Source organism: Vibrio navarrensis, from assembly GCF_015767675.1.
Classification (GTDB): Bacteria; Pseudomonadota; Gammaproteobacteria; order Enterobacterales; family Vibrionaceae; genus Vibrio.
This window is the reverse complement of the sequence record NZ_CP065217.1, coordinates 2,694,221-2,719,710: the sequence shown is the minus strand read 5'-3', so window position 1 is coordinate 2,719,710 and position 25,490 is coordinate 2,694,221. Positions and strand designations below refer to the sequence as shown.

Here is a 25,490-nt window from a genome sequence, read left to right as displayed (position 1 = left end):
CTGAAATGTTGCTAATTGAATAATTTTGTATAGGTAGCATATCTACATATACACTAGTAGGTAGTGTATGCGTGTTAATAGTAAGTATTATATATTTCTTCATCTACTTGTCGCCAAATCGATTTTTTCTCCATCTTTTTATCAAAATGTTTTAAATGATTTTGCACATTTAATGTATACAGCGATGTTGTTCCGCATAAAAACGACACCGTATTCCATTGCCGGTTCTCATCACTGCCTGGTTCGGTAAATAGCATGGCCACTAACCCCGTTACATGGGAAAGGTCGGTAAACCGGCCTGAAAGATAACCGACAGGATCGGATTTCAAGTTTTTAATCGGATTTAAATACCTGCTGCCTAAAGCACCCGTCACTGAGCTTGTGAAGTGGAAGAAACGCATGGCTATTTCACTATTTCGTGAGCTCTTGCCTAAATGGTTCATGGTGTTAAACGCGATACCTGCTGTAGCACTTGAAATACCAGTGGCTATGCTTATGCCTGTAAAGACTGCTTCTCTTATAGATAGGTATTTACTGGGGTCTGTGACACCAAAGTTTTTAAAAGTCATCGCTTTGTCGATATCAGCACCACCTCTGCCAATTCTCCTATAAGCCTTTGCTGATGATGATATGGCCACTCTGCCTTTAGCTATACTTTTACCTAAACTTGCGGCACCTTTAACACCGTACCCCACACCGAAAATCGCGAGTGAAAACCCCAATACTTGCCCCGCTATCTGCAACCCTTTTGATGCGTTGGGTTGCATTGATAACGCTGTCACGGTATTTATGGGGACGGAAGCCAATTCAGCTGCCGCCGCCTTGGCGATAGTAAGACCAAGCTGCGCAGCCGTTGTGGGGGCGGACGCGGCTACCCCGATACCACCCGTGACAAAGCCAACTGCTGCCCCTATCACAACTTGCTTCCAATCAAACTTATGTTCGGGATTGATCGCGCATTGTATACCTTCTACCGCGGCCGATGCCGCTGCCCCGACGATGGCACCAATAATGGCGCCTATCAAAATGCTCAGTAAGGCAAAATGGCCGCTTGGATCCCGTTGGTTAATCGGATCACCCAAACAATAGGCATAGCCATTGGTTCCTCCTTTACCGAAAGGGCTCATCGAATCATAGCTATGAAAACGCATTAGCCTCGGATTGTACATGCGAGTACCTTTCCCCAAGTAATAGTTACCTGTAATAGGATCTTGACGTTCGGCGTTAAAGCCTAACGGGTTGGCTTTGATCACCATGGGGGGCGGTGCTGAGTTCGCGAAAGCAACCGGAGGCAAGGTAATGCCTGACATAGCCAAGGTACTTATGCCACTGGCCTGTTTTAAGAAGCGTCTTCTACTTGGGTAGAATCGGTTGCTATTCATGGCGTTGTATTTTGGATTAGTCATAACTTAGCCCTCTCCGTAAGGTGTATATTTGCGCGAGGTTTTCTCTCTCTCTTCCCCATCATGACTCGAGTAGGTTTCTAAGACGCTACCCTGGCTATTGCCGAAACTAAACTGATGTACCTCTTCTTGAGGAGAGTTGACATTGCGCGATGTTAAACCAGGTCCTATGTTGTGGAAGCTGCTGTGAGCGGACTCATTTCTCTCGTTAATTAATTGATTATTGAGATAGAAAAGGTAGATCAAACTTTGCTCAACACTTTGTGTAACAACCCGCCCTCCGGCATCGTACTGATACTCGGACAAAACGGTGCCATTTTCAGAAACTGAACTCATTTGGTTAAGTGCGTTGTAACTATATTGGCGACCCTTTTCATCATTGAGTAAGTTGCCCGCCTCATCGTAGGAAAAATCGACGCTAGACGGGTAGTGACTGTGTGTATTGGTCAACCGTTCCAGACGTTGCGGATTGTTACTTGGATAGGAGAAAGTGGCGGTATTGTTGCTGCCGTTGCTAAATACACTGGTGGCTTGGGTGATATTTCCGTAAACATCATGGGTGAAACTCTGTTCAACAATCACGTTGCCATAATCATCTTGCGGCGCATTAGGACCGCTCACTTGATAGAGAGTCAAGCGGGCCAAATCATCATAGAAGAAGGTCTCTTGAGTGGATTCTCCATGCTGAGTAAAAGTACGCGAATCGAGCAGTATGCGTTGGTTAAATACTTGATCGATAGTAAAAATCAGGCTGCCATTAAAGCGAGCCTCACGCTTGGTTTCTACGCCAAAGGCGTTGTATTCAAGGCGAATTTCAGCGCTATCTTGTGCGCGTAGCGTGGTGTATTGAATGGGCCTGCTGAAAACATCGTAGCCAAAGGTAGTCGAGGTGTGTATGCCAGAGACGACCTCTTCTGCCTGAGCGAGGCGGCCAAGATTATCGAAGTAAAAAGCCGTTGTGTTGCCAAAATAGTCGGTTCTGCTGAGAAGTTTGCCCAGTAGCGAATAGCGAAAGTTGGCCGTTCTCTCTTCGCCGTCAATTTGCATCGTTTCCGTAAGCACGCGATTGTATGAATCTCGAGAGACTAAGCGTGTCCCAGATAAGTTTTGATTACTCAGAGGCAGGCCGCTTTGAGCGTCGTAGCTAAAACCGCTATCTAACTGAGTTTGCCCAGAGACTGAAATGGTCAGTGGGACATGCAAATAAGAGTTATTAGTGAAGTGCAGTTGGCTGCCACTGGCCAAGTTAATCGATGTTGGTTCTGGAGAAACACCAGAATAAGAGTAGTGCGTTGTTCCAGCATTAAGAGTGGTTTTTTGCATTAAGCGCATTAAGCCATCAAACGTCTGTTGGCCTTGGCTAGCTCCATCAACGAGCACCTCACTAGGCACATCAGATCGAGTGAAGTCGGGGTAGTGATAGTTTTCCGTTACGTTCTGGCCGTCAATGATACGAGTGGTTTCAACCAGCCTGTCTAGACGGTCATAACGGTGTTTTATCACCCGGCCTTCCGTATCGGTAACCGTCAGCAGATTGTCATAACCATCGTAGTGATAATCGGTTTTCGCCAGCAAGGCCCCTGACGCATCATAGGTTTTTTTGTTTATTTCACGCCCCGATAGGTCATACTGAGTCCATTCACTCATCAGAGTTTGGTTGCTCAAACCGGACTCATGTTGGTAGTGCGTGGTTAGCGTCACCGGATCTTGGGTAAACTGCTCTTTACGGCCATCGGGATGTGTGACTGAAGATATCTCGCCATTCACATCATACTGATAGGTTGACGTTAGCGGCAGTGCAACGCCGTCCAGCCAATCGGTTTCGGTTTTGGACACCAATAAACCGAAGTCATCATAGAGACAAGATTGCACTGTGTATGGTGTCTCACCGTAAGGGGTTTGCAATACTTCAATCACTTTGCCTGCATTATTAAAGCGCGTTTGCAAAGCGTTGCCTTTGGTGTCGACTTGAATCATAGAATTGACGCCATCACCAACATGATAGGTAATGGTTTGGCTTGCTTCAAAAGGTGTGCCAGGGGCTGTCACCGCAGCTACTTTTCTCCCTAAAACGTCATAGCTAAAGCGTGTGACAATACCTTGTTCGTCAATATGTTTGGTTGGTTCGCCGAAAAAGTAGTCGAGGGTTTTCGTTTCAAGCGTCTCAAGATTATCGTGGCTTCGAGTTAATACGGAACTCGTCATCCCGTCAACGCCAAAGTCATAATGACAAGTGATCGACGTTTCATAACCGTTATACCGGAGGGTTTTCGTCTTCAACAAACCGTAGGTATAAAGGTTGCCGACATAGCTGTAATATTCAAAATCCTCGCTTTGATTCTCATCGGATTGACTAGCCAGCAACACAAAATAGCCATTCGGGTCGTCGAGCTTGGGTAGGGAGCTATAAGTAAAAACTTTTGTACGCGCTGTATCGCCATTGTTTGGTGTAAAGGTCTCGGTTTTTATTAGAGAGACAAAGCCGTTTGGTTCGGCAGGGCAATTGGTACCCTCACCCGATGCGGGATAGTAACTACGCACCATTTTTGAACCATCAGGTTGAGTTTCCGATAAAAGATTCGCGTATTCATCATAGTCATATTCGCTGGTAAAACTGCGGCTTTGCCCAGCAAAATAGTGGGTGGTAGTTTGTGATTTTGCCAAACTGTATGTGGCGGGTTGGCTCTCTATTCCCTTATCGAGATCGGCAAAATAGGTGTAGCTTTCCTCTTTATAAAGATCGCCGTCGTCATAATAGCTTGCTGAGTTCATCAAGTGATACTTATTGTATTCACGAGTGACCGATTTACTGCCATTGATGGTTTCTGTTGAAGAATAGGTGTAGTCTCGGTGCGCTTTAAATAAAGTATCTTCCCCGGCGACCCACGCGCGATCAGAAGAAAATCCCAAATAATTCTGATCAGAAAACTCATATTCAGTGATTTGCGGTGGTTGGTTTTCTCCAGGGAAAACGGTATGCCGATGAACATAAGGAAACGTGTCTATGGGGGCATCTTGAGGTAAATAGTGTCCTTGGTCGTAGTAGAGCATCTCTTCGACCAAGCCGTTGGCGTGAGCCACTCGCTCAATCACATCATAGTTGCAAGCACCAATGTAGCGATATTCAAAGTGAGTTGTAGAATCGATACCGGGAAAACGGATTGCATCCAAACGAGTATAGATATTCCCATTACCTGTTTTATCAATTTCGATGGTTTGTCGAACCGTGCCAAGAACCTTATGAGTAACTACGGTTTTCCACTTACTCGTCCACCAATCAATTTCCAACTCGCGATCAGCATTTTTGTCGTAGATGTGCCACAGCACTTGCTGAAAATCTTTTTGTCCGTATTCAAAGCCAATTTCCAGCCCGTTAGCAGAAACGACTCTTGTGGTGATCCCTTCGTTATAGCTGATAAACTCTTGCTTACCATCCTTGTAGACCACCTGAATCTCTTCGCTCTCGTCAAGATAAAAAACGCGCAGATCTTTGAGTTTACGATAGGGAATGTCATATTCATTGCGTTGATGATTCCATTCGACCTCAAATGCTTGGCCTGTTGAGAGAGAAAGAAAATTCTTCTCTTTGTCAAATCGGCTTATTGGAATATTCCAGCCTCGTCCAAAGCCAATATCAAGTGTACTTGCTGCACTGTAATTTAATACGATGGGAATATCTTCTCCTACACCTCGGTAGGATGAGAAGGTTCCTAAATTAATACTAATAGAGTACATTCCCGTTCTTGGGTCAACCCCTGAGGATATATAATCTGAAAAGTTGTCGGCATTGCTTGTAATATTATTGCTCATGGTGTTTCTCGAAAGTTAAGTTAACATTTTTGGTGTTGAAAACGACGTAAAATCAACACCAAAGTATAATGCTATCTTTTTGTTCTTGTGGTAATTGAATCGTTTTATATGGGTTACTCTGAGAAATTAACCATTCTATTACCATCGTAACCAAATGATATATCGCTCATAGTGCCATAAACATCTATAACTTTAAGTATGCTATGTGAATAAGCTTTTTGTGATGGCCAACGTCCAGTGGAATCACTATACAATGGTTGATGGTTTGCGACATTTGTGCATATTGTTTGACCTATATATATACCTGATATTTCTTTCGCGCAGACAGCATCTCTATTCATAAAATAAGATTTATTTATTGTGTTACTTGGACTGCCTTGATCATAAGAAAAGTCTGCGACAATAAAAGATCCTACATAATTATTACCAGAGTATGAAGGGATTGTTCCATCCTTTGAAGGTTGGCCATAAAGTGTATCATCTATATATCTATAATGAGTGTCTTTTCCCATAAAAAATGTAGCAAGATAGTTATAGACTGCTTCGGTGCTACTATTATTTATCTTGGTATAGTCTGCCATTATGGCTGAATTTTCATGCAATGAATTATATTGATCAAAAACCTCAGGAGACCACCATCTAACTTCTTTTACATGATGTGAGTTACTGGTTTGAAAAAGAGGGCGCGAGTAAATTTTTACAATTTTACCATTGTCCTCTAATACCGGATTTTCAAAATAAAAGTCTTGTCTCGAAAGATATAAAGGGGGTGTACTTGTGAGCGTGACAATAGAATTTGCATTACCACTATCACATGTATTTACTGTGTAGTGTTCATCTATAAGTCCTCCTGTGGTGTCATAAATTTTAAAGCTTTGATAAATACAAAACTCTACGGTGTCACTAGTATTGGATTTATCGGCTCCTACATATCGAGTCAGATATTCTTTATTGTCAGAAGATCGCGTGCTTTCTTGACTGTATTCTTGGCTGTAATTATTATAACTTGAAATTTGATGAAGATAACCATTATCATGCTCATCTGTAAACCAACCACTAAAAATTAAGGCATCATCTGTGTTGTATACCCTATATCCTGTACCGTCAGGGGTTGCGGAAAATCCATCGGCAACTTCATAACCAATAGAAATTTTAGCGGTCATAACGCCATTCCCATAGATAGGGCCTTGTCCTATTCGATTGACTGTTAAGCTCTTTATATATTCATTAGGAGGACCAGCAAAAACAGTACTGGATACAGCCAATGAAAAGAAAAGTAATGCACATTTGGTAGTGGATTTATGAGGAGTAGTAGAGCTAGGGTCATTGAGGTAAGTAAGCATAGTATTTATTCCTTTATTCCATTCATATAAGCATAAATAAGTATAATTAATGCCACTAGATGAATAACTTTCTTTAATTAAATAGTGACATATATATCAATATTTAATTGTTGGTATAAGGTATTCACAAAATGAAAGTTAGTGCAAAAAAAATGTTCTATCAAAGTTTTGGTGAGAAACATAATGATTCAATATTTAAAATCACAATGTTTCAAAATAAATTAAATGAAACTGTTTGATTGTTGAACAAAATGCATATATAAAAATTACGTGTGCTATTTTGTGTTTAGTAATCAATATGATAGATATTACTGGATAATGTGTTAGAAATTTGAAAAGAGGGAAAATGATATGAGAAAAACCATAGGTGATTGCTTAAAAAGAGTGATATTAATACTGAGCCTTATTTTTTCATTTAGTGCAGTGTCTGAGCATAATGAGCCATATCATCCGTTGGGATCATATCCCGATTATTTCACGTTTCTTGAGGTTGATAATTCGAGCAGTGACAACCGAATTCTGCAGAGCAAGTCTGTCTTCTTTATTCATATAAATGATGATGATCAATCAATCAATCGTAACACGGCATTTTTTATCAGGACAAAACGCGATGATGACAAGCTATGTGCGATAACATCAGGACATTCATTTGAGGACTTAACAAAAAATGAATTCATCTTTGATGGCTACTTTAACTACCTAGGCAAAGATGATCACTATACCGTTGATAGCACTTCTCTGTTTTTTTCATCAACCACTCGGGTCGATTTTAAAAGTAACATTAAAGGAGAACTGGTTGTGGATGGTGGAGTGAGGAATGATGAGACAGCAGATATTGCCCTTTTTTTAGTGGATAAAAAAGATCTACCTCAGTTGGAAATGCTGGCTGAGTCGGGATATCAGTTTGACAATGTCACGCATAATTTTACTTACGCGATCCATCACGCAAAAGGCTGGCCACAGAGAATATCTTATTTTACCTATTTTATGCCTTATTCCGAACCATTCAAAATCTCTGCGATTGCCAATGCAAAAATGATGGTTTCTGAAGCATCTTCTGGTTCACCCATAGGTATTTTAAACAGTCAAAATCAATTCTGACCCTATATTGGCGTTTTAGAATCAGGCGTAAATGTAAAAGAAATTCCTGAAGATGAAAAAATGATTAGTGATAAGGATGATGAAATATACTATGCTGGTATAATAAACTATACAACATTATCCTCTATAGAGGACGCAATTAAAAGAGAATGTCTAAAACTAGATCAAGATCAAATACCTTTTATCCCATTTTTAGCGATTCCCCTTTTGAATACATTTAATACATGCAAAGGAAATAATAGAGTATTAAAAGATAATGAAATTCCTACTGGTGGGGATAATTATTGCCTAGAAAATACATTTAGTTTAGTTAATTCAACGAAATATAAGATGCCACTAACTATATATGGAGAGTCACAAAACGATAATGCGTATATAAAAGATACGCAACAACTTCAGCCATATTCAAAACTTGTTTTTCGATATAGTGATAGTATGAGCGGATACGTTTATGATACTCACAATGAAACGGATGAAATTAGAGTTGTATCAATTGGTCTGGATGGTAGTTCAAAGAATTATACGCCCAACGAAGTGGTCGATGTTGCGAGTAATCGTGATGTCCTGTATTTTCAGAGGGATAGTAATAACATGAATTTGTTTTATAAGGCTAAAGAAGGTCACTTAATGCATCGGCCTATTATTGATTTTGAACCAAATAATGTTCAATTAAACGATACTGTAGACTATATAAACCCAGAGCTTAATACATTTGTCGATGCATTATCAATAAAGCCTGGAAAATTAGGGAAGTCATTCTTTGTTGAAATTGGCTTAGCGGAAGCTGATCAGTACTTTGATCCAAGCAAGATTGAAAAGATAATTTTTCAAAACCAGTCTTATCAAGGACTGAATGAATACAACCGAGTCCGTGTTACAGGTCGAGATCTCTATTTCACTAAAGAAAATGATATAGTAAGGATAGATTACGAAGCCAAGTCGCCTTATTTTTATACTATAAATGGAAGTGGAAACAAAGGTACATTACAGCAGATCGATCTATGCCATAGTAGTGATTTCAGTACAGCTTCTGGCAATGAATTTGATTTCTATTGGTCTGGTGAAAATGCAATAATATATAGGGATAGAAGCTTTGATAGTGATAATAATGTAAGCACTTTTGAAGTAAACGTGATTGATTTTTCTAAAGGCATATTCCATAGCCATTTAGATATAGATGGTGTTTGCGGTAATCCTGAACAACTATTTATTAAAACTTCTTTATCAGAAGATAAAAAAACATTCTATCTAACTTTAGAAGGTGATGGGGAAAATCAAGTATTGATTGAGCCAATTCAATAGTATTTTCTCTACTGGATTTTTATTTTTCAGAGATTTTACCCCTGTGAAGAGTTTATTTTGTAAAAAGTTGGCTATCGAATGGAAGTTTTTAGAATGGGATTTCTTATTTCTATTCTTATTTGTAAAAGCGGCTCCTATCAACGGGACCGCTTCTTTCGCGACTACTAAATTGTTCTCTATCTTAATGCATGCAGCTACATAAGGTGTATCGCCGACACTGTTGCGACCAGATGAATCGTCTAGATTTAGCTTTAATGTTTCATAAGTTGCATTAATTTTTTGTTAGATAACTAATATTGTGTTTTTATATTTAAATGAAACATGGTGTTTTAAAAATTATTAATTTAAACACTCTGTTTCAGTAATTTTTTTTGAAGTTAGATATGATCTAAATCGGCTAGGGAAACTTTTATCACTAAATGATGAACACAAGCGATTACACTTTAAATTAATATAGAGAGAGTTTATTAATATCCAAATGGCTCTTTTTGTATTATGAAAAGATGAAGAAGCAAATTTTCCTTACCAATGAACAGAAAATATGCGATGTAACCTTAAAAGGTGATGAGTGGAATTAAGTTCTGATTGGATCCATTAAATAGCGTATTTAGCATGTTTCTGAGCGTCTATAACACAAGTTTAATATATAATATGTTAATATATAAAAGGACTGAACAATGAAATATTCCGGTAAAATAGCAATGAAATTGGCTGGTTCAATTCTACTTCTTGGCTCATTCTCTACTCAGGCAGAACCGATTCAGCCCACACTGAAGTTCTATGAGGGTAAATATGCTACGCAAGATCTTGTTTGTTCGATAGTGGCAAAAAATGAAACGATTAATTTTAAGAAGGATACTTACAGTTGTGAAAATGATGAAGCCAGTTCATTAGTATTGAGTCAAATCCCTTTTGGCACGGTGATCACTATATACGATGATCCCAATAGTTCAACCAACGATGATTATACAGTGATAACCGTTGAAGAAGATATTATTGAAAACTACATTGTCGGCGATTTTGAAATGAATGATTTCAATGGCAGTGTATCGATAGAATATTTTAGAAAAAATGGACTTAAGGGCAAGGTTTCCAGTGTGAAAATTCAGATGCCAGAGGATAACTCGGAGGAATAGGCAGCTTTAATCACTATTTTCCACAAAACAGATCAAAAACAGGTCAATAGAAACAGTTTCTATTGACCTGTTTCATTAAACCAATTGATCTGTTTTATTAAACCGAAGATGAATCAGGCTTCAGGCTAACGCTCTTTTAGGTGATTTTGCACTTTTAATGTCCCCGTTGAATTGACCATAAAGAGTAAAGTGAGTGTATTGAAAAAGCTTGCCTCATCGCTGCCTGGCTCTGTCGCGAGTAAGCCAATCAAACCGGCTAGGTGGGGAAAATCAGAAAATCGACTGGCGCTAAAAGCGATCGGATCAGATCGAAACTGTTGGCTCACTTTCAGCGATTGTGATCCTAAATAGCCAGTTGCCGCACCAGTAAAATGCAGAATTTTTGATGCGAGATTGCTCTTTTCAGCGTTCATTCCTAATTCCGTTTGTGTGGCTGCCACCAAGGATGACGTTGTGCTGGCGATAGAAGAGAGTGAACTTATGCCCCTTAAAACGACTTGATCATGAGAGAGAGATTTATGTGTATCGAAGTCTCCTTTTGTGACGTTATAGCTGGCAAAGTTTTTGCGGCGAAAGCTCGAAACAACGCGCTTTTGCGGATGACCTTTGCGATCCTTGCGACATTTTGCACACCGTAAGCCAAGCCCAAAATGGAGAATGCACCGTTGAGGACTTTGCCAGCGATTTGTAACCCTTTGCTGGCATTAGGTTGCTGGGAGAGGGCGGCGATGGTGGAAATCGGCACGGAGGCAAATTCGGTCGTTGCAGCCTTTACTACAGCAAGGCCCAGTTGGCTCGCAGCTTTTGGGGCCGCAGCGGTAATCCCCACCCCACCAGTCATAAAGCCAACACCAACACCAACGCCAATTTGTTTCCAATTAAACTTATGTTCAGGAATGGGAGCGAGGAAACAGTAACCAATCAAGGCGGGTCAGCTCTGCTGTTATTTCCTGCTCTGTGAAGGAGCCAAAACCAAACCGGACAAAGCATCGTTGTTTATCAACAAAAAAGTGCGGCTCTGTGGCTAACTCTGCCAAATCAAACTGCGGTTGAGTACCCAACTCCAGCCAGAATGCCAGCCCTCCAGCCGGAATATGAAAACGCACTCTATCACCAAAAAGCCTTTTAAGCTCATTAACACAGTGATCCCGACGTGTTTTATAGATTTTTTTACATTTACGAATGTGACGTTTCACTTCTCCCGACTGGAGTAGTTCTGCTAAAGCCAGCTCCGTTAAAGTATTGCCCTGACGGTCAATCATTAAAATTTGTTGTACAACTTTTTCGACAAACGCTGCACTGGCAACCAAATAACCGATCCGTAAACCTGGTGCAAAGACCTTGGATAAAGAACCTATATGCAGCACCCGATCTGCCCCTGGCAAGCTGGCAAGCGGCGGTATAGGCCTGCTGTCAAAATGAAACTCGTGGTCATAATCGTCTTCCACTATATAAAAATCATGTTGGGTCGACAGTTGCAGCAACAGCAAACGCCGCTCCATCACCATAGTGACAGTGGTTGGATAATGATGATGGGGTGTAGTGTAAATTGCAGCCACTTTCCGGCCTGAGATTAGTTGCTGTAAATGCGTAATATCCAGCCCCTGCTGATCTGTTTTGCAGCGTAGTATGGTAAATCCAGCTTCTTCAAAAGCGGCCAATGCCGGTGCATAAGTCAGCTCTTCAAATACCATCACTCCATCGGACGGCTTAAGTACACGGGAGGCCAGGTAAATAGCCATCTGACTACCACGCACAGTGCAAATTTGCGCGGAGCTAAGGTTCAGATAGCGTTCCTGTATCAGCATCCGTTGTAAGGCATGACGCAATTCGATAGTGCCCTGTGGATCGCCATAGCCCAAATATTGCTTTCGGCTGGCAGCAATCAATGCCCTTCGGTACGCCCGCGCCAACAGCTCATAAGGAATAAGACGGGCATCCGGAATACCATCATTGCAGGATGGGTTCTCTTTTACCGAAAGGGGCTCAGCCTCAGCATGGTCGATGACCGGTTTGGCTGAGCCAGCAAGCAAGTACTGGTATTGTTCAGACATACGTTGCTCGGGTAGACGATCGGACACAAAAGTTCCGCGTTTTGCTTGGGTAACAAGCCAGCCCTGCGCAATCAATTCGTCATAGGCTATTTGCACTGTTTTTCGGTTCAGCCCCAGCACTGTGGCTAAAGAGCGGGAACCTGGTAACAAAGCTCCGGCTTCCAGTCGGCCCGTTAAGATGTCCTCAATCAGCTTATTCACCAGCCGGGCGTGAATAGTGTTACCTGTGCTGTTATCCAGCCATAACTGCGTTTGCCAGGGACGTAGCATCTTAATTCTCCACACTCAGCTGCCATAGGGATATTAATCTGGACCATTACTGATTATAAAACTGGATGTTATTAATGGTCCAGAATCTATCTAACATTAGCGGCAGTCAATCGAAGTCCAGACCCAAAGGTAGACCATGATGAAAACAGCACATTTAGATAAACAGCAATTAATGTTCAATGCACAACAGCAAATGGATGAGTTACTGAATCAAGGCCAGTTTAACGACAAACAAAAACTCGCTTTAACTTGCAGAATTTTATATGACCACGGTCATGATGCGGGCTTAGCGGGGCAAATTACAGCCCGTACTTCAGCTGGTAATACTTTTATCACCCAGCGATTTGGCTTGGGTTTTGATGAAATCACTGCGGACAACTTGATCGAAGTCAACCAGGATCTGGAACCTATCGATCAACAGGCAATGCCAAACCCTGCCAACAGATTTCATACCTGGATTTATCAGCAACACCCTGAAGTGAATTGCATTATTCATACTCACCCCACTCATGTCGCGGCACTTTCTATGCTTAGAGTTCCGCTGATGGTGGGACAAATGGATACCTGTAGTTTATTTGATGACTGCGCCTTTTTAGGTGAGTGGCCTGGCGTTCCTGTAGGGAATGAAGAAGGCATCATTATTTCCGATGCACTGGGCAATAAAAGAGCTCTTTTACTGGCCCATCATGGTCAGTTAGTTGTTGGCAAAACCATTGAAGAGGCATGCAATCTTGCACTTATGATTGAACGCGCCGCCCGTTTACAATTGTTGGCCATGGCCGCAGGTCAGGTGCAGCCGCTGCCTGCGGCTTTGGCACAGGAAGCTCATGACTGGTTATCGACAGACCGTCGCAGCAAAGTCAATTTTGCCTATTACGCCAGAAAGGCACTGAAGTCCCACCCTGAATCAATCTGAGAAAATTAACATGAAATTAACCGGTATTATTGCTTACCCAATCACCCCTTTTACTAAAGATGGTACTCAGCCAGATCTGAATAAATTAGCACACAACATCGAGCTGTTGCTGCAAAACGGTTGCGATGCAATAGCTCCCTTAGGCAGCACAGGCGAAAGTGCTTATCTGAGTTTTGCCGAGTGGCAACAGGTAGCGCAGCACTCGGTGCAGGTTGTCGCTGGGTGTGTTCCTGTAATCATAGGTATTTCTGAGCTGACGACAGAGCAGGCGATTCACAAAGCCCGTTTTGCTGAGGAAATTGGCGCTGATGCCATTATGGTGATCCCTGTTTCTTATTGGAAACTGACAGATGATGAGATTTTTGGCTACTACAAGGCTATTGCCGCTGAAGTTTCTTTACCCGTTATGATTTATAACAATCCGGCGACCAGTGGCGTGGATATGTCACCTGAGCTAATTGTAAAAATGTTCAGAGGCATACCTCAAATCACTATGGTGAAGGAAAGTACAGGTGATATTCAGCGGATGCACAAAATCCATCAGCTTTCCTCTGGCGAACTGCCTTTTTACAATGGCAGTAATCCATTAGCTCTGGAGGCTTTATGTGCCGGAGCCAGCGGTTGGTGCACTGCAGCACCTAATTTACTGGGTATGTTGCCAAAAGAGTTGTTTAGCCATATTCAGGCAGGCGACCTTCAGGCTGCTAAAGAAAACTTTTACCGTCAGTTGCCGCTGTTGAGCTTTATTGTGTCCGGTGGACTGCCTAAAACAGTCAAAGCTGGTTTGGCCTTAAAAGGTGTTGAAGTGGGCCAGCCCCGTAAGCCTTTAACAGCAGCTAACGAACAGGAAATTGCCACGTTAAGCCGTTTATTAAAGCAGATTTTACCCGAGTAATTCGTGACCGAGTTTAAGAGGTCAGGCCCCACAATTTTCGACATAGTTATCGACTCCATTGGGTAGCATACTAAGCGGTATGCTACCTGAATTCGTTAAGCGCTTATTGTGAGTGGCATACTGAATTTATCACCTAGTCCCCTTTCCATTTAGTTTTGAATGGTTAGTTCATCATAAGCCCGGTGAAGTTTTTTCCGGGCTTTGTCTACATCAAACAACCATTCGATGGATGCTTTCGCTGCATTGCGCATACTCTCCTAAGCTTTAAGCTCCCGATGCAATTCCTCCCAACTCCCGATACGTCGATTAAGGCATTGCTGATTCATAACGCCGATCTCAACCACAGGACCCTCTCTTCCGCTCTTCCTAGTCCCTTATTTTCCTAGCCCCCTTTCCCATTAATAAAATAATAAACGTCGCTCGGCTGCCCGCTTTAAAACCCTCCTCATTTCCTGCTCTTCCAATATCCATACAATGCACCCATCGAACAGCGAGTGAGGCCATTATCCCATCAATGCTTGGTGCTAGCAGAATCCGGTCAGCGTTTGGTCATGATAGGTGGGCTTTGGGTCAAAGCGGAGGAAACGCGCTGTTTCGTTGAATCGGGAAACGGTGTCCCTAATGCTAGCGGCAGCAGTCATGGCAAATGACACAGTCACCATCACAACACATAACCCAGTAACCAAGAGGAGCGTTCATCACTTTTCTTTACTTCTGCGAGGTTCCACAACGGACATCGCACCTGGAAAACAACACCGGTTGCCAAGGGCGGTTTGGCCTGAGTGCAACCCAGTCAAGCAAGAGGCAGTGACGAATGAAAAAACAGATGAGAATGAAAAAACAGACTTTAGCCCTGTGGGTAGGGCTTGTGCTGGCGGGTCAGGCATCAATGGCGCTGGCGAGCAACCAAGTGGGCGAATTTTACGTCGGCGGTAAAGCGGGGCTGACCCAATTTTCCGACGAGTGTGGGTCGAACAGCCTGGACTGCGAAGAGCAGAGCGAAGGCTTTGGCGTGTATGGCGGTTACCAAGCGCTGGACTGGCTGGCAGTGGAAGTGGGTTACGACTCCCTTGGCAAATCGAAAGCCGATTACTCGGCGCTGATGAAGCCGGGCGAGGTGGCGCATTACGACGCCACGGTACAAGGCATTGAGCTGGGTCTGAAAGCGGATTACGCGCTGACTGAGCGCGCGGGTCTGTTTGCCAAAGCGGGCACCTTGCTGTGGCAAGTGGAGAAAAGCGGCAGTGAGCCGGGCCTTGGCAGCGTGAACCAAGAAGAAGACGGCAGCTCCCTGATGCTGGGCGCGGGGGTGGAGTACCGCTTGACCGAGCACTGGAACACGCGTTTGGAGTACCAGTACTTCAACGAAGTGGGCGGTGAGAAGACGGGCGGCTCCGACATTCACTTTATCGGCGTGGGGCTGGATTACCGCTTTGGCGGCGCAGCGCAAACGGCGATGAGTGAGCCGATGGACGTGCGTCCGGTGGACGAGGTGGTGATGAGCGAACCCGAGCCAGTGATGGAAACTGTGGCCGAGCCAGAGCCACAAGTGATTGAGACTTACACCCAAGTGGTGAGCAGTGCCTTTGGTGAAGCGCTGTTTGAAACGGGCAGCACCAACTTAAGCCCATCGCTGATGCTGCAACTGCAACCGCTGTTGGCGCGCTTAAAACAGTACCCCGAGACGGTGGTGGAAATCAGCGGCCACACCGATTCGAAAGGCAGTGACACGCTTAACCAGCGCCTTTCTGAGCAGCGCGCGCAATCGGTGGCCAACTACTTAATCAGCAAAGGGGTGGCCCCAGAGCGCATTACCCGCGTGGTCGGTTATGGCGAGAGCCTGCCGGTGGCGAGTAACGACACCGAGAGTGGTCGAGCGCAAAACCGCCGAGTGGAGATTGTTTCTCCGGAAGCGATGAGTAGTCACAGCACGCGCAGTGACCAAGAATAAGCGCACTTTACTGCGCAATCGATGTAGGACCTATTTTATGAAAAGAACGCAATTTAAAATGAAGAAGAAACACGCGATGAAAGTCGCGCCCTTGATGATGAGCTTGCTGCTGATGGCCTGTGGTGGGGAAGACAGTGGTTTGCCGTCTCAGTCAGGCGTCACGGACCCGTGTGCGCCAACCTCGTACACCTGTGACAGCGACGGTGACGGTTACACCAACGGTGAAGAGACGGACAACGGCACCAACCCGGATGACCCGAATGACCCGGTGGAAAACGGCGATAAGGACGATGACGGCGATGGTTACACCAACGGCGAAGAGGTAAAAAACGGCACCGATAAGGATGACCCGAACGACCCAGTGCAAGGCGGTAACCTCGACGACGACGGCGATGGCCTGACGAACGGCGAAGAGGTAAAAAACGGCACCGATAAGGACGACCCGAACGACCCAGTGCAAGGCGGCGATAAAGACGACGACAAAGATGGCATCCCCAACGGCAAAGAGACGGTAGAGGGTTGGGACGACAACGACGCCAACAACCCGGTGCCGGGCGGTGATAAGGACGATGACGGCGACGGCATCAAGAACGGCAAAGAGACCGTGGAAGGGTGGGACGACAACGACCCGAACGACCCGGTGCAGGGCGGCAATCTGGACAGCGACCATGATGGCCTTAAAGACGGCTTGGAGACGGTGAGCGGCTCAGATAAGAATGACCCGAACGACCCGGTGCAAGACGGCGATAAGGACAAAGACGGCGACGGCATCAAGAACGGCCTAGAGACGGTAGAAGGTTGGGACGATAACGACGCCAACAACCCGGTGCAAGGCGGTAATGAAGACAAAGACGGCGACGGCATCAAGAACGGCCGTGAGACTGTGGAAGGGTGGGACGACAACAACGTCAACAACCCGGTGGAAAACGGTAACCTTGACAGCGATGGCGACGGCCTCAAAGATGGCCGTGAGCACGCCGAAGGCTGGGACAAGGACAACCCGAACAGTCCGGTGGAAAACGGCGATGAAGACAAAGACGGCGACGGGTTTAAAAACGGCCTAGAGACCATCGAAGGGTGGGACGACAACGATGCCAGCAACCCGATTGCGCCGGAGAAGGTGCAAAACCCGGACTTGGTGCTGGACAACAGCGCGGTGGTCCCGGGTACGACCTTACAGGCGGTGATTGAGTTTGGCCTAGAGGACAGTACGCAGACTTACAGCACCTTGAATGTGGCGGACGCGGACCACGTGACGTGGAGTGTGCTCGACGGCTCGCAAAACCAGGTCACGGAACTGGAGCTGACCTCGGAAGGGTTAGTGACCATTCCGGCGATGGAAGAGATCATCAGCTTGGTGAACCAGCCGCTGACCATGCGTGCCACCTTTGTTGATGGCGGTTGGTTTAGTGGTCAAGCGGCGCAAGACGAAACCTTTGAGGTGAAGTTGGCGCTGGTGGATGGCGAGGCGAGTGAAATCGTCACCACGGTGGATGGCGAGCCAAGCCACGAGTCCACCCTTGAGGTGTCGAAAGGCAGTGACGTCAAAGTTGAAGCGGAATTCCACTTCGAGGATGGCAGCCACTACACCACATCGAGCAGTGAGTTTGTGACTTGGACGGTGAGCCCAGAAGATTCGGGCGTAACGGTGGATGAAAACGGCATGGTCGACACCAGCGGTGTGACCGAGAGTGTCGTCGTGACTATCACTGCGACAGGTCATGGCCCGTTTGATGGGGTAACCAAAACCACCACAATGACGGTGAACTTGCCAGACATCGCGACGGTCAGCGGCGCAGCGTGTGGTGGTCAGTTGAACGACGCCGACAAAGTGAACGCCAGGGGCGCGTGTTTGAAAATCGCCACCAACAACGCCGGCCAGTGGTTTACCTCCACGCCGAGTATCGCCATGATGGACGCATTGGGTTACACAAAAGCGGCCGGTAACGTCGATACCAATGGCGGGCGAACTTACGCTGGTTCCTTTACAGAAAATGGTGTTCATGGCCCAGAAGACGGTGTGTATGCTCAATTTGACCAGTTGGCGATAGGCAATGGCGAGTGGGTCGACGGCCAGTTAGACCGCTGGTGTCACGATTTAGCGGCGTTAAACTTCGGCGGAAAGTCGGACTGGCGCCGACCGACTAGGGACGAGGTGAAGAGCCTGGTTAGCGAAAGGGGTGATATGTATGATGGGTATGGTTGGCCGGTCGGTAGGTTGTACTGGTCGACGACGATATCTGATGTGAGTGGTTCCTTTGTGAAAGTGTGGGTGCTGGGTTTCTACAATGTCAACGCGGATAATCAGTATTTATCTACACACAATGGTTATGCGGCTTGCGTGGCGGGTTAAAAGCCTGGGCGCTGGGCGTTTTTGGATTAATCTTTAGTCTTTTAAAGCTTTTAACGGTGCGGCCCGCAGGGCCGCCTTTTTCTGGGCAAAAAACAAAGATATTGGTTAAACCCTCGGGGCAACGCTTGGCCAGCGATATCGGCCGCAGCGTTACTCTGGCGCAGCCCTTTTTAAGGAAGGTCGCTAGGTTTCTAGTTTTCTAGGTACTAGGAAAGGCGGTTAAGAGCGGACCTGTGGACCTATGGCTCTGGGAAGAGCAAGAGCGGACCTTGGCCCTAGGTAAGAACAGGCTGCTAGATTTCGAGTTTGCTAGATTCTAGTAAGAGTAAAAAAGCCCTGAGCGAGAACAGCTTGCTCAGGGCTTTTGGTTTTCAAAAGCAGGTTGCTAGTTTTCTAGTTTTCTAGTTTTCTAGTTTTCTAGGTGCTAGAGCACCGATCAGTTTAAAAAACATACAGTGACTTTAGCCCCAAAACATGATCAAATACACAGTATTGTTAACTCATGAACTGATTGATTATGTCTAATTCTAGAAACTGGGCACCACCTACTGCTCTTTCAAAAAAAGAGCAGTTTATTTGCCAAAAGTTAAAGCAGACTGGCAAGCTATTTGTGTTCTTGCGAACCAATCGTCATCTCATTATTAATGATGAGATTAATCAGAAGCTTATGTCAATGTATGCTGACCACCCAAGAGGAAAGCCTGCTGTTCCGGCCGCTCTTTTAGCTATGGCAACGATTCTCCAAGCATACGAGCAAAAGTCGGATGCCGGAGCGACGTTAGAAGCCATGTTTGACCAACGTTGGCAAATGGTACTGGACTGTCTAGGTAGCGAGGAATCGCCATTTTCACAAGGAACCTTATGTGATTTTCGTCATCGTTTAATTGCGAACGATATGGACGTGGTTTTACTTGAACATACCGTAAATGTCGCTCGTGAAGTGGGAGGCTTCAGCCATGTTCAGCTTAGAGTGGCCCTAGACTCAGCGCCATTACAGGGCGCAGGTCGAGTTGAAGATACATTCAACTTAGTCGGTCATGCTCTTGAATTAGTCGTCAATTGTGCTGCACAAATCAAGATGATCTCAGAAGAAGAACTTATCGAAGAATGTGGTCTACAACTGGTAGGAAAAAGCAGTGTCAAAGCGGCGTTAGACATTGATTGGTCAGATAAAAACGAGAAGCATCAAGCCGTTGAAACCTTGCAAAATGATGTTGACGCTCTGAAGCATTGGTTAGAAAAACAACCCTCCGCCTTTATTAAACATAAAGGGCTGGAAGAGAGCCTCACTTTACTTGAAAAGGTTTTGGAGCAGAATATTGACCCCGACCCGGACGGAAATGGACCTAAAGTAAAAGGGTTCGGTGCGGATAGGCAAATCTCTATCTCAGACTCAACAATGCGCCATGGGCGAAAATCAAGCTCAAGGACGATTAGCGGGTTTAAGCAACATATTGCTGTCGACTTAGACAACAAGCTAATATTAGCGACCTGTGTCCGTCCTGCCAACGAACCGAGCACAAGGCGTCGGAGTACTTAAAACCAAAGTCAATGTTTACGGTGAAGTTAAACAAATTCAAATAGATAGGGGTTATTTAGCTGCTCACTGGACAACGGAGCTGTACGAAGCTGGGAAAGAGGTCGTTGCAAAACCATGGACACCGCCGTCCAAAAAAGTACTGACTAAAAACGCCTTCCAAATAGACTTGGTTGAAGGTTGTGTCACATGTCCTGCAGGGAAAGTGGCCATGATAAAGTCTGGAAAAGTAACGCAAGCCCGTTTTAAATCAACGGAATGCAAAGCTTGTCCGAAGAAATCAGATTGTACGACATCAGAGAAAGGTCGAAAAATTAAAATACACGAGCAGGAAGTGATGCTGCAAAAACTTCAGAAGTACGTAAGTACTTCTCAAGGTCGGGCTGATGCTAGAGAGCGGGTCAAAGTAGAGCACTCTCTAGCATCAATCTGCAACCGCAAAGGTCCTAGAGCAAGGTACCGAGGCTTGCGGCTAAATGAATATGATTTAAACAGAACGGCAGTCATTACCAACTTGCATATAGCGATGGGTTTAGCTGCTTAAAATTTAAACTATATGGTGCTCTAGGTGCTAGGTGCTAGGTGCTAGGTGCTAGGTGCTAGGAAGAGCGGCCCTGTGGTCCTATGGTTCTGGGAAGAGCGGACCTAGGAAGAGCAAGAGCGTTCCTTGGCCCTGGGTAAGAGCAGATCGCTTCGCTCTTCCTCGTCATCTCGTCCCTTTCTTTTCCTAGGTCCTAGTCCCTGCTCTTCCCTAGGAACTAGGACCTAGCTTTTCCTAGCCCCTTTCTTTTCCTCGCTCTCTATCAAACACCGCATAAAATAACCGGTCAGCCAAAGCTGAACATTCATCGCTTCCAGTGCGAAATGGTTAGCATGGCTGCCATCAATCACCACTTTCTCAGGTAAACCATTCTGGGCAATCGCCTTATTCAGAAAGGCTCTAGCGGCGGCCTCCTCGCGATTGGCGCAGAGGTAATAGTCAATGACATCCCCAAACTTATCGACTGCTCGATAGCAGTACCACCACTCACCTTTGATTTTGATGTAGGTTTCGTCCATCCGCCACGATCCAGACACCGCCTTTTTCTTGCGTCTAAGATGGTGTTCGAGGATGGGCGTAAATTTCAGCACCCAACGATTAAGCACCCAACGATTAATTAATAGTGGCGTGGTCAACGAGAACGCCTCTTTCGCGTTGAATTTCTTTGATCTCGCGATAACTCATATTGTAAGCGAGATAATAACGGTCAGTGTCAAGAATAACTTCAGAAGGGTAATAGCAACCTTTAAACATTAATATTCAAAGTGTTAAGAAGTGGACATTGAGCAAATAGTAACCTAAAGCTTCAAAGTTTGCGACAGAACCTCAAAACAGCCGAAATTCCTACCGCAAAAACATGAATCGCTACGTTTCAATAATAGTGTTGGTAAAACTGAAATTATGAAATTATATATTAAGCGCAGGTTCGTTTTGAACGTGATTTATAAAATTAACGATATTGATATGAATACATTTTTATGATTTATAAATAATATCTAAAACTTTACTATTGTTACCGTAGAATAGGGAATTATAAATATGAAATAATCCAAAGTAATAGCAATGGCGGCAACCTTACTAATACTGACTTCAGGGTCTGCTGTTGCAGGAAGTAAAACAGTTAATCTTGAAAATGTATCTACAATGAAAGTTTACTGGGATAGCCCAGATTCTGGAGGTGATATAAAAATAAAAGTATATGATAGTGGATGTGGTGACAAATCTATAGGATCTGAATATATCACAAAGAATAATGGTGCTGTTTTTGAGTTTATTCCCTGGGGCGATGATAGAACTCTGACATATAGTTCAAAAAATTTTGACTGTATTGATCTTAATGATGGTGATAGAAATGATGACATCACAGTCACATACGAAAAATCATACCAAAAATATTATCCTTTAGTTGGTTGGAAAACAATACCTTCCAAGTTCCGACTTGAATACGCCCCAGGAGGAACAGATAACAAGGATTTAATATATATAGAAAAAGGGAATTATAGAAATGCAAAAATATCATGCGTACATGACAAAGATGGGGTTGATGGTACTGATGATAAATATATTTATCCTGTAGTAGAAAATGGCACGATAAAATTAATGATTAGTGAGAGTAAAAATTCATTGTGTTAATTAACCGTAACTGTTCACCGAGAGCACCTTGTGTTATCGCATGGTCTGTACAGTTTAGTGAATTACGTTGAAATTGGTTGCTACAGATCCGCCTGGGTAGCACTTAATGCTAAAGTTGTCGCCAATGCAAAGTCCTGATTCACTGTCGATACCTCGCGGGTGAACAGTTACAATTAACTTAGGCCGGGATAAATAATATCATTTTATCCCCCTCCGTCATCAGAAATACTGCGGTATTGAAGGATAGATGGCTAAAATAATAGGTTTTGTTATGTAAGGAAACATATAATGAAAAAAACGCTATATTTTTTACTGCTAAATACGACAATATTACCCGTTCATTCAGAGGTATTTACTCATTTAGAACAAGCATTACCAACAAAGGTCAATATCAAAGGTCAGGAACCGATGTTTGATTTTGACAATGACAGTTGTTATCCCTCAGCAGGAATTAGTAAATATGGACAACAAAATCGTGGGCTAAATGTCACTGGAGGGATAACCACAGGTTGTCGAGCAAGGGATTTTCTGAGTTCTTCAAACACTTTACATCGTTATGCGTGCCTAGATTCACAAGGTAACAGCTATTGTGGCCATTTCTACAGCTTATATTTTGAAAAAGACCAGGTTACAGCATATAGAGATCTTTTTGGACATCGACACGATTGGGAGCATGTTGCTATCTGGACGAAAAATGGAGTTATTACTCACGCCAGTTACAGTGCCCACGGAAAGTTAAACACAAAGCCAATTACCCAGACAGCGCGAGAAGGTGACCACGTCAAATTTGTATATCATAAAGATGGTGTGGGAACACACGCTTTCAGATTTGCTCGTCAAAGTGAAACTGCAGAAAACGGTTATGGTTATTGGGTAACCCCAATAATTACAACTTGGTCTCAGATGAAGGGAAATGGAATAAGTAATAGTTCGATGCGGCAATTATTGAATGATTTTGATTATGGCAAGGCAACGATTCCTATGAAAGATGTAAACTTCATGACTAACCTAAATAAAGGAAAACCATATGGTTACCCTTCGTTTACAAAATATAGTATTGAAAGAGCTGACTAGAAATGCACGTAGACAAAGTGGAGTTTTTCAGGGAGATCGCAGGCCAGCTATGATATTTATCTAGCCCCGGCTGAATTTTATCAATAATCATAATTTTTTTGAAACACATAAATTCTTAAAAAATAATGAGAGAATTTATAGCATATATATCCTATGAAATGGAGGGGAATATAAATTTATAATTAGCAGGTGAAAAATTTAATTTTGCTGATTTGGTAAATATTGAGATCATTAGAAATTCTGTGTCTGCTAGTTTTTATAAATATCTAAGATATTATCCAATTGGCTATACTAGATGACCTTAAAAGTGAATCATTAGTTTTAAAATTAGAGGAAATAGCAATGAAATTAAATAATAAAATAACCACAGTAATCTTGATGTCCGTGATTTCTGCTCATGCAAGTGCTTTTATTGTTCCGGAATTTGAGTTTTATGAAGGATCGCAAGGTCAGCAGGACACAGTGTGTAATTTGAGCGTATTGCCTGGTAATAAGGAAGATTTTTATTTTAAAAAAAATGACTGTACTAATGATGAAGCTAGATCTTTAATCATTAGAGATGCACCAGCTGGCACCATAATCAAGATTTATGATGATCCGAAGATGTCCAGTAATGATGATTACCTAACAATTAATGTGATACAAGACATTATAGAAGGTAAAGTAATTGGTACTTTTGAGGAAAGCTTTTCCGATGAATCTGTTGAGGTAATTTATCATGAAGATAACGGATTAAATGGTAAAGTTTCTGCCGTTCGAATTACTGTACCAAACATTGATTAACATCATCAGCTAGAAACCGTAAAAATCAATCTTTGATGTTTGGTAAAATTAAGGGTTTGATATTTATAAATTGATTATCAAACCTTTTAATTTTTTAAAAAATTTTTAGAGGTCTCATATCATGAGAAAATCAATTGTACTACTAATAGCCCTGCTATTTTCTTCACTATCTTATTCTTATTCTGATGTTATTAAGGATTTTTCAATTAGTTTATCTGGATCCGATCGTGGACAGATATTTTCAAATGGTAACAATCAGATAGAAATTTTTGTTAACGTTGATCTCGATGAAGGAGAAGAAATTGAATGGATAAAATTAATCCGTAAGCAAGACAAAAAAGATATCCAAGAGCTAGGATGGTTATATCGTTCTCCTCTTGGACAATCTGACGAATACTATAGTATTCACGGAAAATACGCACTTCCAAATGCCTTTATTAAAACAACACAAGGTAACCCATTTGCGCAATCAAGAGAGCTGCGCAGCAAGGCAGATCAAAGTATTCAATATAACAGTAAGGCACTTCAAAGTATTGAATATAACTATGAGACTCTTCCCCTTACCGTCACACATTCACAGACGCTTTACCTTTCCTCAGATGTTGTTCAAACAGTTGACATTTGCGCAGAAGTGACATTAAAGAGTGGCGTCATTGACACAAGTTGTGAGTATAGCGAGCCAACGATCACGGTAAGCTCCATCACCCCGAGCGTAATTCCAAGCAACCAATTCTCCTCTTCTGATTTGATTGATGCAGATGATATTGAAGAAGTAAATAATCTTCAACATTTCTCATCTTTAAAAGCAATATTAGCACCCAATGCACTAGAAGGTTTTATTCATGCTATTTACATAGATAGCCCCGATGAAGAGCCGCTATTAATATACGATGAATATAAGGTTAATTTTGCTGGCGAGAAGACAGCCGCATATTGGATTGATAATGAAACATATCACTTTGCTTTACCAAATTTGAATAATTTTAAGTATCTCACTTTAGGGAGAAAACTTGAACTAAATCTAAAATCAGTATCTTCTAAAATAAATACTCTTACTCGAGGGTTTACCCATATTCTTAATGTTGTAACTATACCATATAATATGCAAGGTTCTACTTATGATACCATATGGGTTGTAGATGGTGGTGTTTACAATAATACATATGGCGGTTGCTACTTTCCCCCTGAGCGCAATTTTTTACAAGCCAACTCTACTAACTGCTTAAAAAAACTTTCCGAATCTATATTAGATAAAATAAAAAATAGAGACCAAGAAATAGTCATACTGGATAAGTGGGGAACTCAGCACAGGTTTAAGATTTCGGATGTTATTTAAATAAAAATCTCCTTGTATAAAATCTCTAAGTATAACTCTATTTTTTCAATGCA

The 25,490-nt window shown here is 43.2% G+C and carries 17 protein-coding genes and 2 pseudogenes; 12 read left to right on the top strand and 7 right to left on the bottom strand.

All coding sequences use genetic code 11. From position 1 onward, the window contains the following. Positions 1-74: 74 nt before the first annotated feature. The 3 genes from I3X05_RS12845 to I3X05_RS12835 form a co-directional block, all read right to left on the bottom strand. Positions 75-1,406, bottom strand: a complete 1,332-nt coding sequence (locus I3X05_RS12845; RefSeq protein WP_337970772.1) for an RHS repeat-associated core domain-containing protein — start codon at positions 1,404-1,406, stop codon at positions 75-77. Between the two features lie 3 nt (positions 1,407-1,409). Further along, positions 1,410-5,138 (bottom strand): RHS repeat protein, encoded by a 3,729-nt coding sequence (locus I3X05_RS12840; protein WP_337970771.1) that lies wholly within the window; start codon positions 5,136-5,138, stop codon positions 1,410-1,412. A 188-nt stretch (positions 5,139-5,326) separates the two neighbouring features. Continuing rightward, on the bottom strand, positions 5,327-6,556 hold the full coding sequence (locus I3X05_RS12835; RefSeq protein ID WP_193157513.1) for a hypothetical protein: 1,230 nt from the start codon (positions 6,554-6,556) through the stop codon (positions 5,327-5,329). A 351-nt stretch (positions 6,557-6,907) separates the two neighbouring features. On the opposite strand from I3X05_RS12835, the gene I3X05_RS12830 reads away from it, so the two are divergent. The 3 genes from I3X05_RS12830 (at position 6,908) to I3X05_RS12820 (ending at position 10,095) form a co-directional block, all read left to right on the top strand. Continuing rightward, a complete protein-coding gene (locus tag I3X05_RS12830; RefSeq protein WP_045571075.1) occupies positions 6,908-7,657 on the top strand; it encodes a hypothetical protein in 750 nt (249 codons plus the stop codon). Between the two features lie 60 nt (positions 7,658-7,717). Beyond that, positions 7,718-8,959: a hypothetical protein gene (locus tag I3X05_RS12825; RefSeq protein ID WP_193168060.1), complete on the top strand. Its 1,242-nt coding sequence runs from the start codon at positions 7,718-7,720 to the stop codon at positions 8,957-8,959. Between the two features lie 677 nt (positions 8,960-9,636). Further along, positions 9,637-10,095 carry a hypothetical protein gene (locus I3X05_RS12820; protein ID WP_045570285.1) on the top strand — a complete coding sequence of 153 codons (459 nt, stop codon included), beginning with the start codon at positions 9,637-9,639 and terminating at the stop codon, positions 10,093-10,095. 125 nt (positions 10,096-10,220) lie between these two features. On the opposite strand, the gene I3X05_RS12815 is transcribed toward I3X05_RS12820, so the two are convergent. From I3X05_RS12815 to I3X05_RS12805, 3 genes are all read right to left on the bottom strand, one after another. Then, positions 10,221-10,508 (bottom strand): hypothetical protein, encoded by a 288-nt coding sequence (locus tag I3X05_RS12815; protein ID WP_045570284.1) that lies wholly within the window; start codon positions 10,506-10,508, stop codon positions 10,221-10,223. Between the two features lie 74 nt (positions 10,509-10,582). Beyond that, positions 10,583-11,020: a hypothetical protein gene (locus I3X05_RS12810; RefSeq protein WP_139046322.1), complete on the bottom strand. Its 438-nt coding sequence runs from the start codon at positions 11,018-11,020 to the stop codon at positions 10,583-10,585. Further along, a complete protein-coding gene (locus I3X05_RS12805) occupies positions 10,986-12,419 on the bottom strand; it encodes a PLP-dependent aminotransferase family protein (RefSeq protein WP_337970770.1) in 1,434 nt (477 codons plus the stop codon). Before I3X05_RS12805 ends, I3X05_RS12810 begins: the two co-directional genes overlap by 35 nt. A gap of 136 nt (positions 12,420-12,555) precedes the next feature. Here I3X05_RS12805 and I3X05_RS12800 point away from each other — a divergent pair, with 136 nt between their 5' ends. The 5 genes and pseudogenes from I3X05_RS12800 (at position 12,556) to I3X05_RS12780 (ending at position 20,615) form a co-directional block, all read left to right on the top strand. After that, positions 12,556-13,335: an aldolase gene (locus I3X05_RS12800; RefSeq protein ID WP_226972183.1), complete on the top strand. Its 780-nt coding sequence runs from the start codon at positions 12,556-12,558 to the stop codon at positions 13,333-13,335. 10 nt (positions 13,336-13,345) lie between these two features. After that, on the top strand, positions 13,346-14,230 hold the full coding sequence (locus I3X05_RS12795) for a dihydrodipicolinate synthase family protein (protein WP_045570280.1): 885 nt from the start codon (positions 13,346-13,348) through the stop codon (positions 14,228-14,230). An 814-nt stretch (positions 14,231-15,044) separates the two neighbouring features. After that, positions 15,045-16,181, top strand: coding sequence for an outer membrane beta-barrel protein (locus I3X05_RS12790; protein ID WP_337970769.1), 1,137 nt, complete (start codon positions 15,045-15,047; stop codon positions 16,179-16,181). Positions 16,182-16,218: 37 nt separating this feature from the next. Then, the gene (locus I3X05_RS12785; protein WP_337970768.1) at positions 16,219-18,534 is read left to right on the top strand and encodes a hypothetical protein; all 2,316 of its coding nucleotides are present in this window, start codon (positions 16,219-16,221) and stop codon (positions 18,532-18,534) included. Positions 18,535-19,051: 517 nt separating this feature from the next. Further along, a pseudogene (locus tag I3X05_RS12780) lies at positions 19,052-20,615 on the top strand (transposase). A 278-nt stretch (positions 20,616-20,893) separates the two neighbouring features. Here I3X05_RS12780 and I3X05_RS12775 read toward each other — a convergent pair. Further along, a pseudogene (locus I3X05_RS12775) lies at positions 20,894-21,365 on the bottom strand (IS6 family transposase); the annotation flags it as partial. Positions 21,366-21,674: 309 nt separating this feature from the next. On the opposite strand from I3X05_RS12775, the gene I3X05_RS12770 reads away from it, so the two are divergent. The 4 genes from I3X05_RS12770 (at position 21,675) to I3X05_RS12755 (ending at position 25,437) form a co-directional block, all read left to right on the top strand. Then, the gene (locus tag I3X05_RS12770; protein WP_337970767.1) at positions 21,675-22,244 is read left to right on the top strand and encodes a hypothetical protein; all 570 of its coding nucleotides are present in this window, start codon (positions 21,675-21,677) and stop codon (positions 22,242-22,244) included. A 288-nt stretch (positions 22,245-22,532) separates the two neighbouring features. Beyond that, the gene (locus I3X05_RS12765; RefSeq protein WP_337970766.1) at positions 22,533-23,318 is read left to right on the top strand and encodes an NPP1 family protein; all 786 of its coding nucleotides are present in this window, start codon (positions 22,533-22,535) and stop codon (positions 23,316-23,318) included. A gap of 342 nt (positions 23,319-23,660) precedes the next feature. After that, on the top strand, positions 23,661-24,101 hold the full coding sequence (locus I3X05_RS12760) for a hypothetical protein (RefSeq protein WP_045570275.1): 441 nt from the start codon (positions 23,661-23,663) through the stop codon (positions 24,099-24,101). A gap of 121 nt (positions 24,102-24,222) precedes the next feature. Then, positions 24,223-25,437, top strand: a complete 1,215-nt coding sequence (locus tag I3X05_RS12755) for a hypothetical protein (RefSeq protein WP_193158147.1) — start codon at positions 24,223-24,225, stop codon at positions 25,435-25,437. Positions 25,438-25,490: the final 53 nt, after the last annotated feature.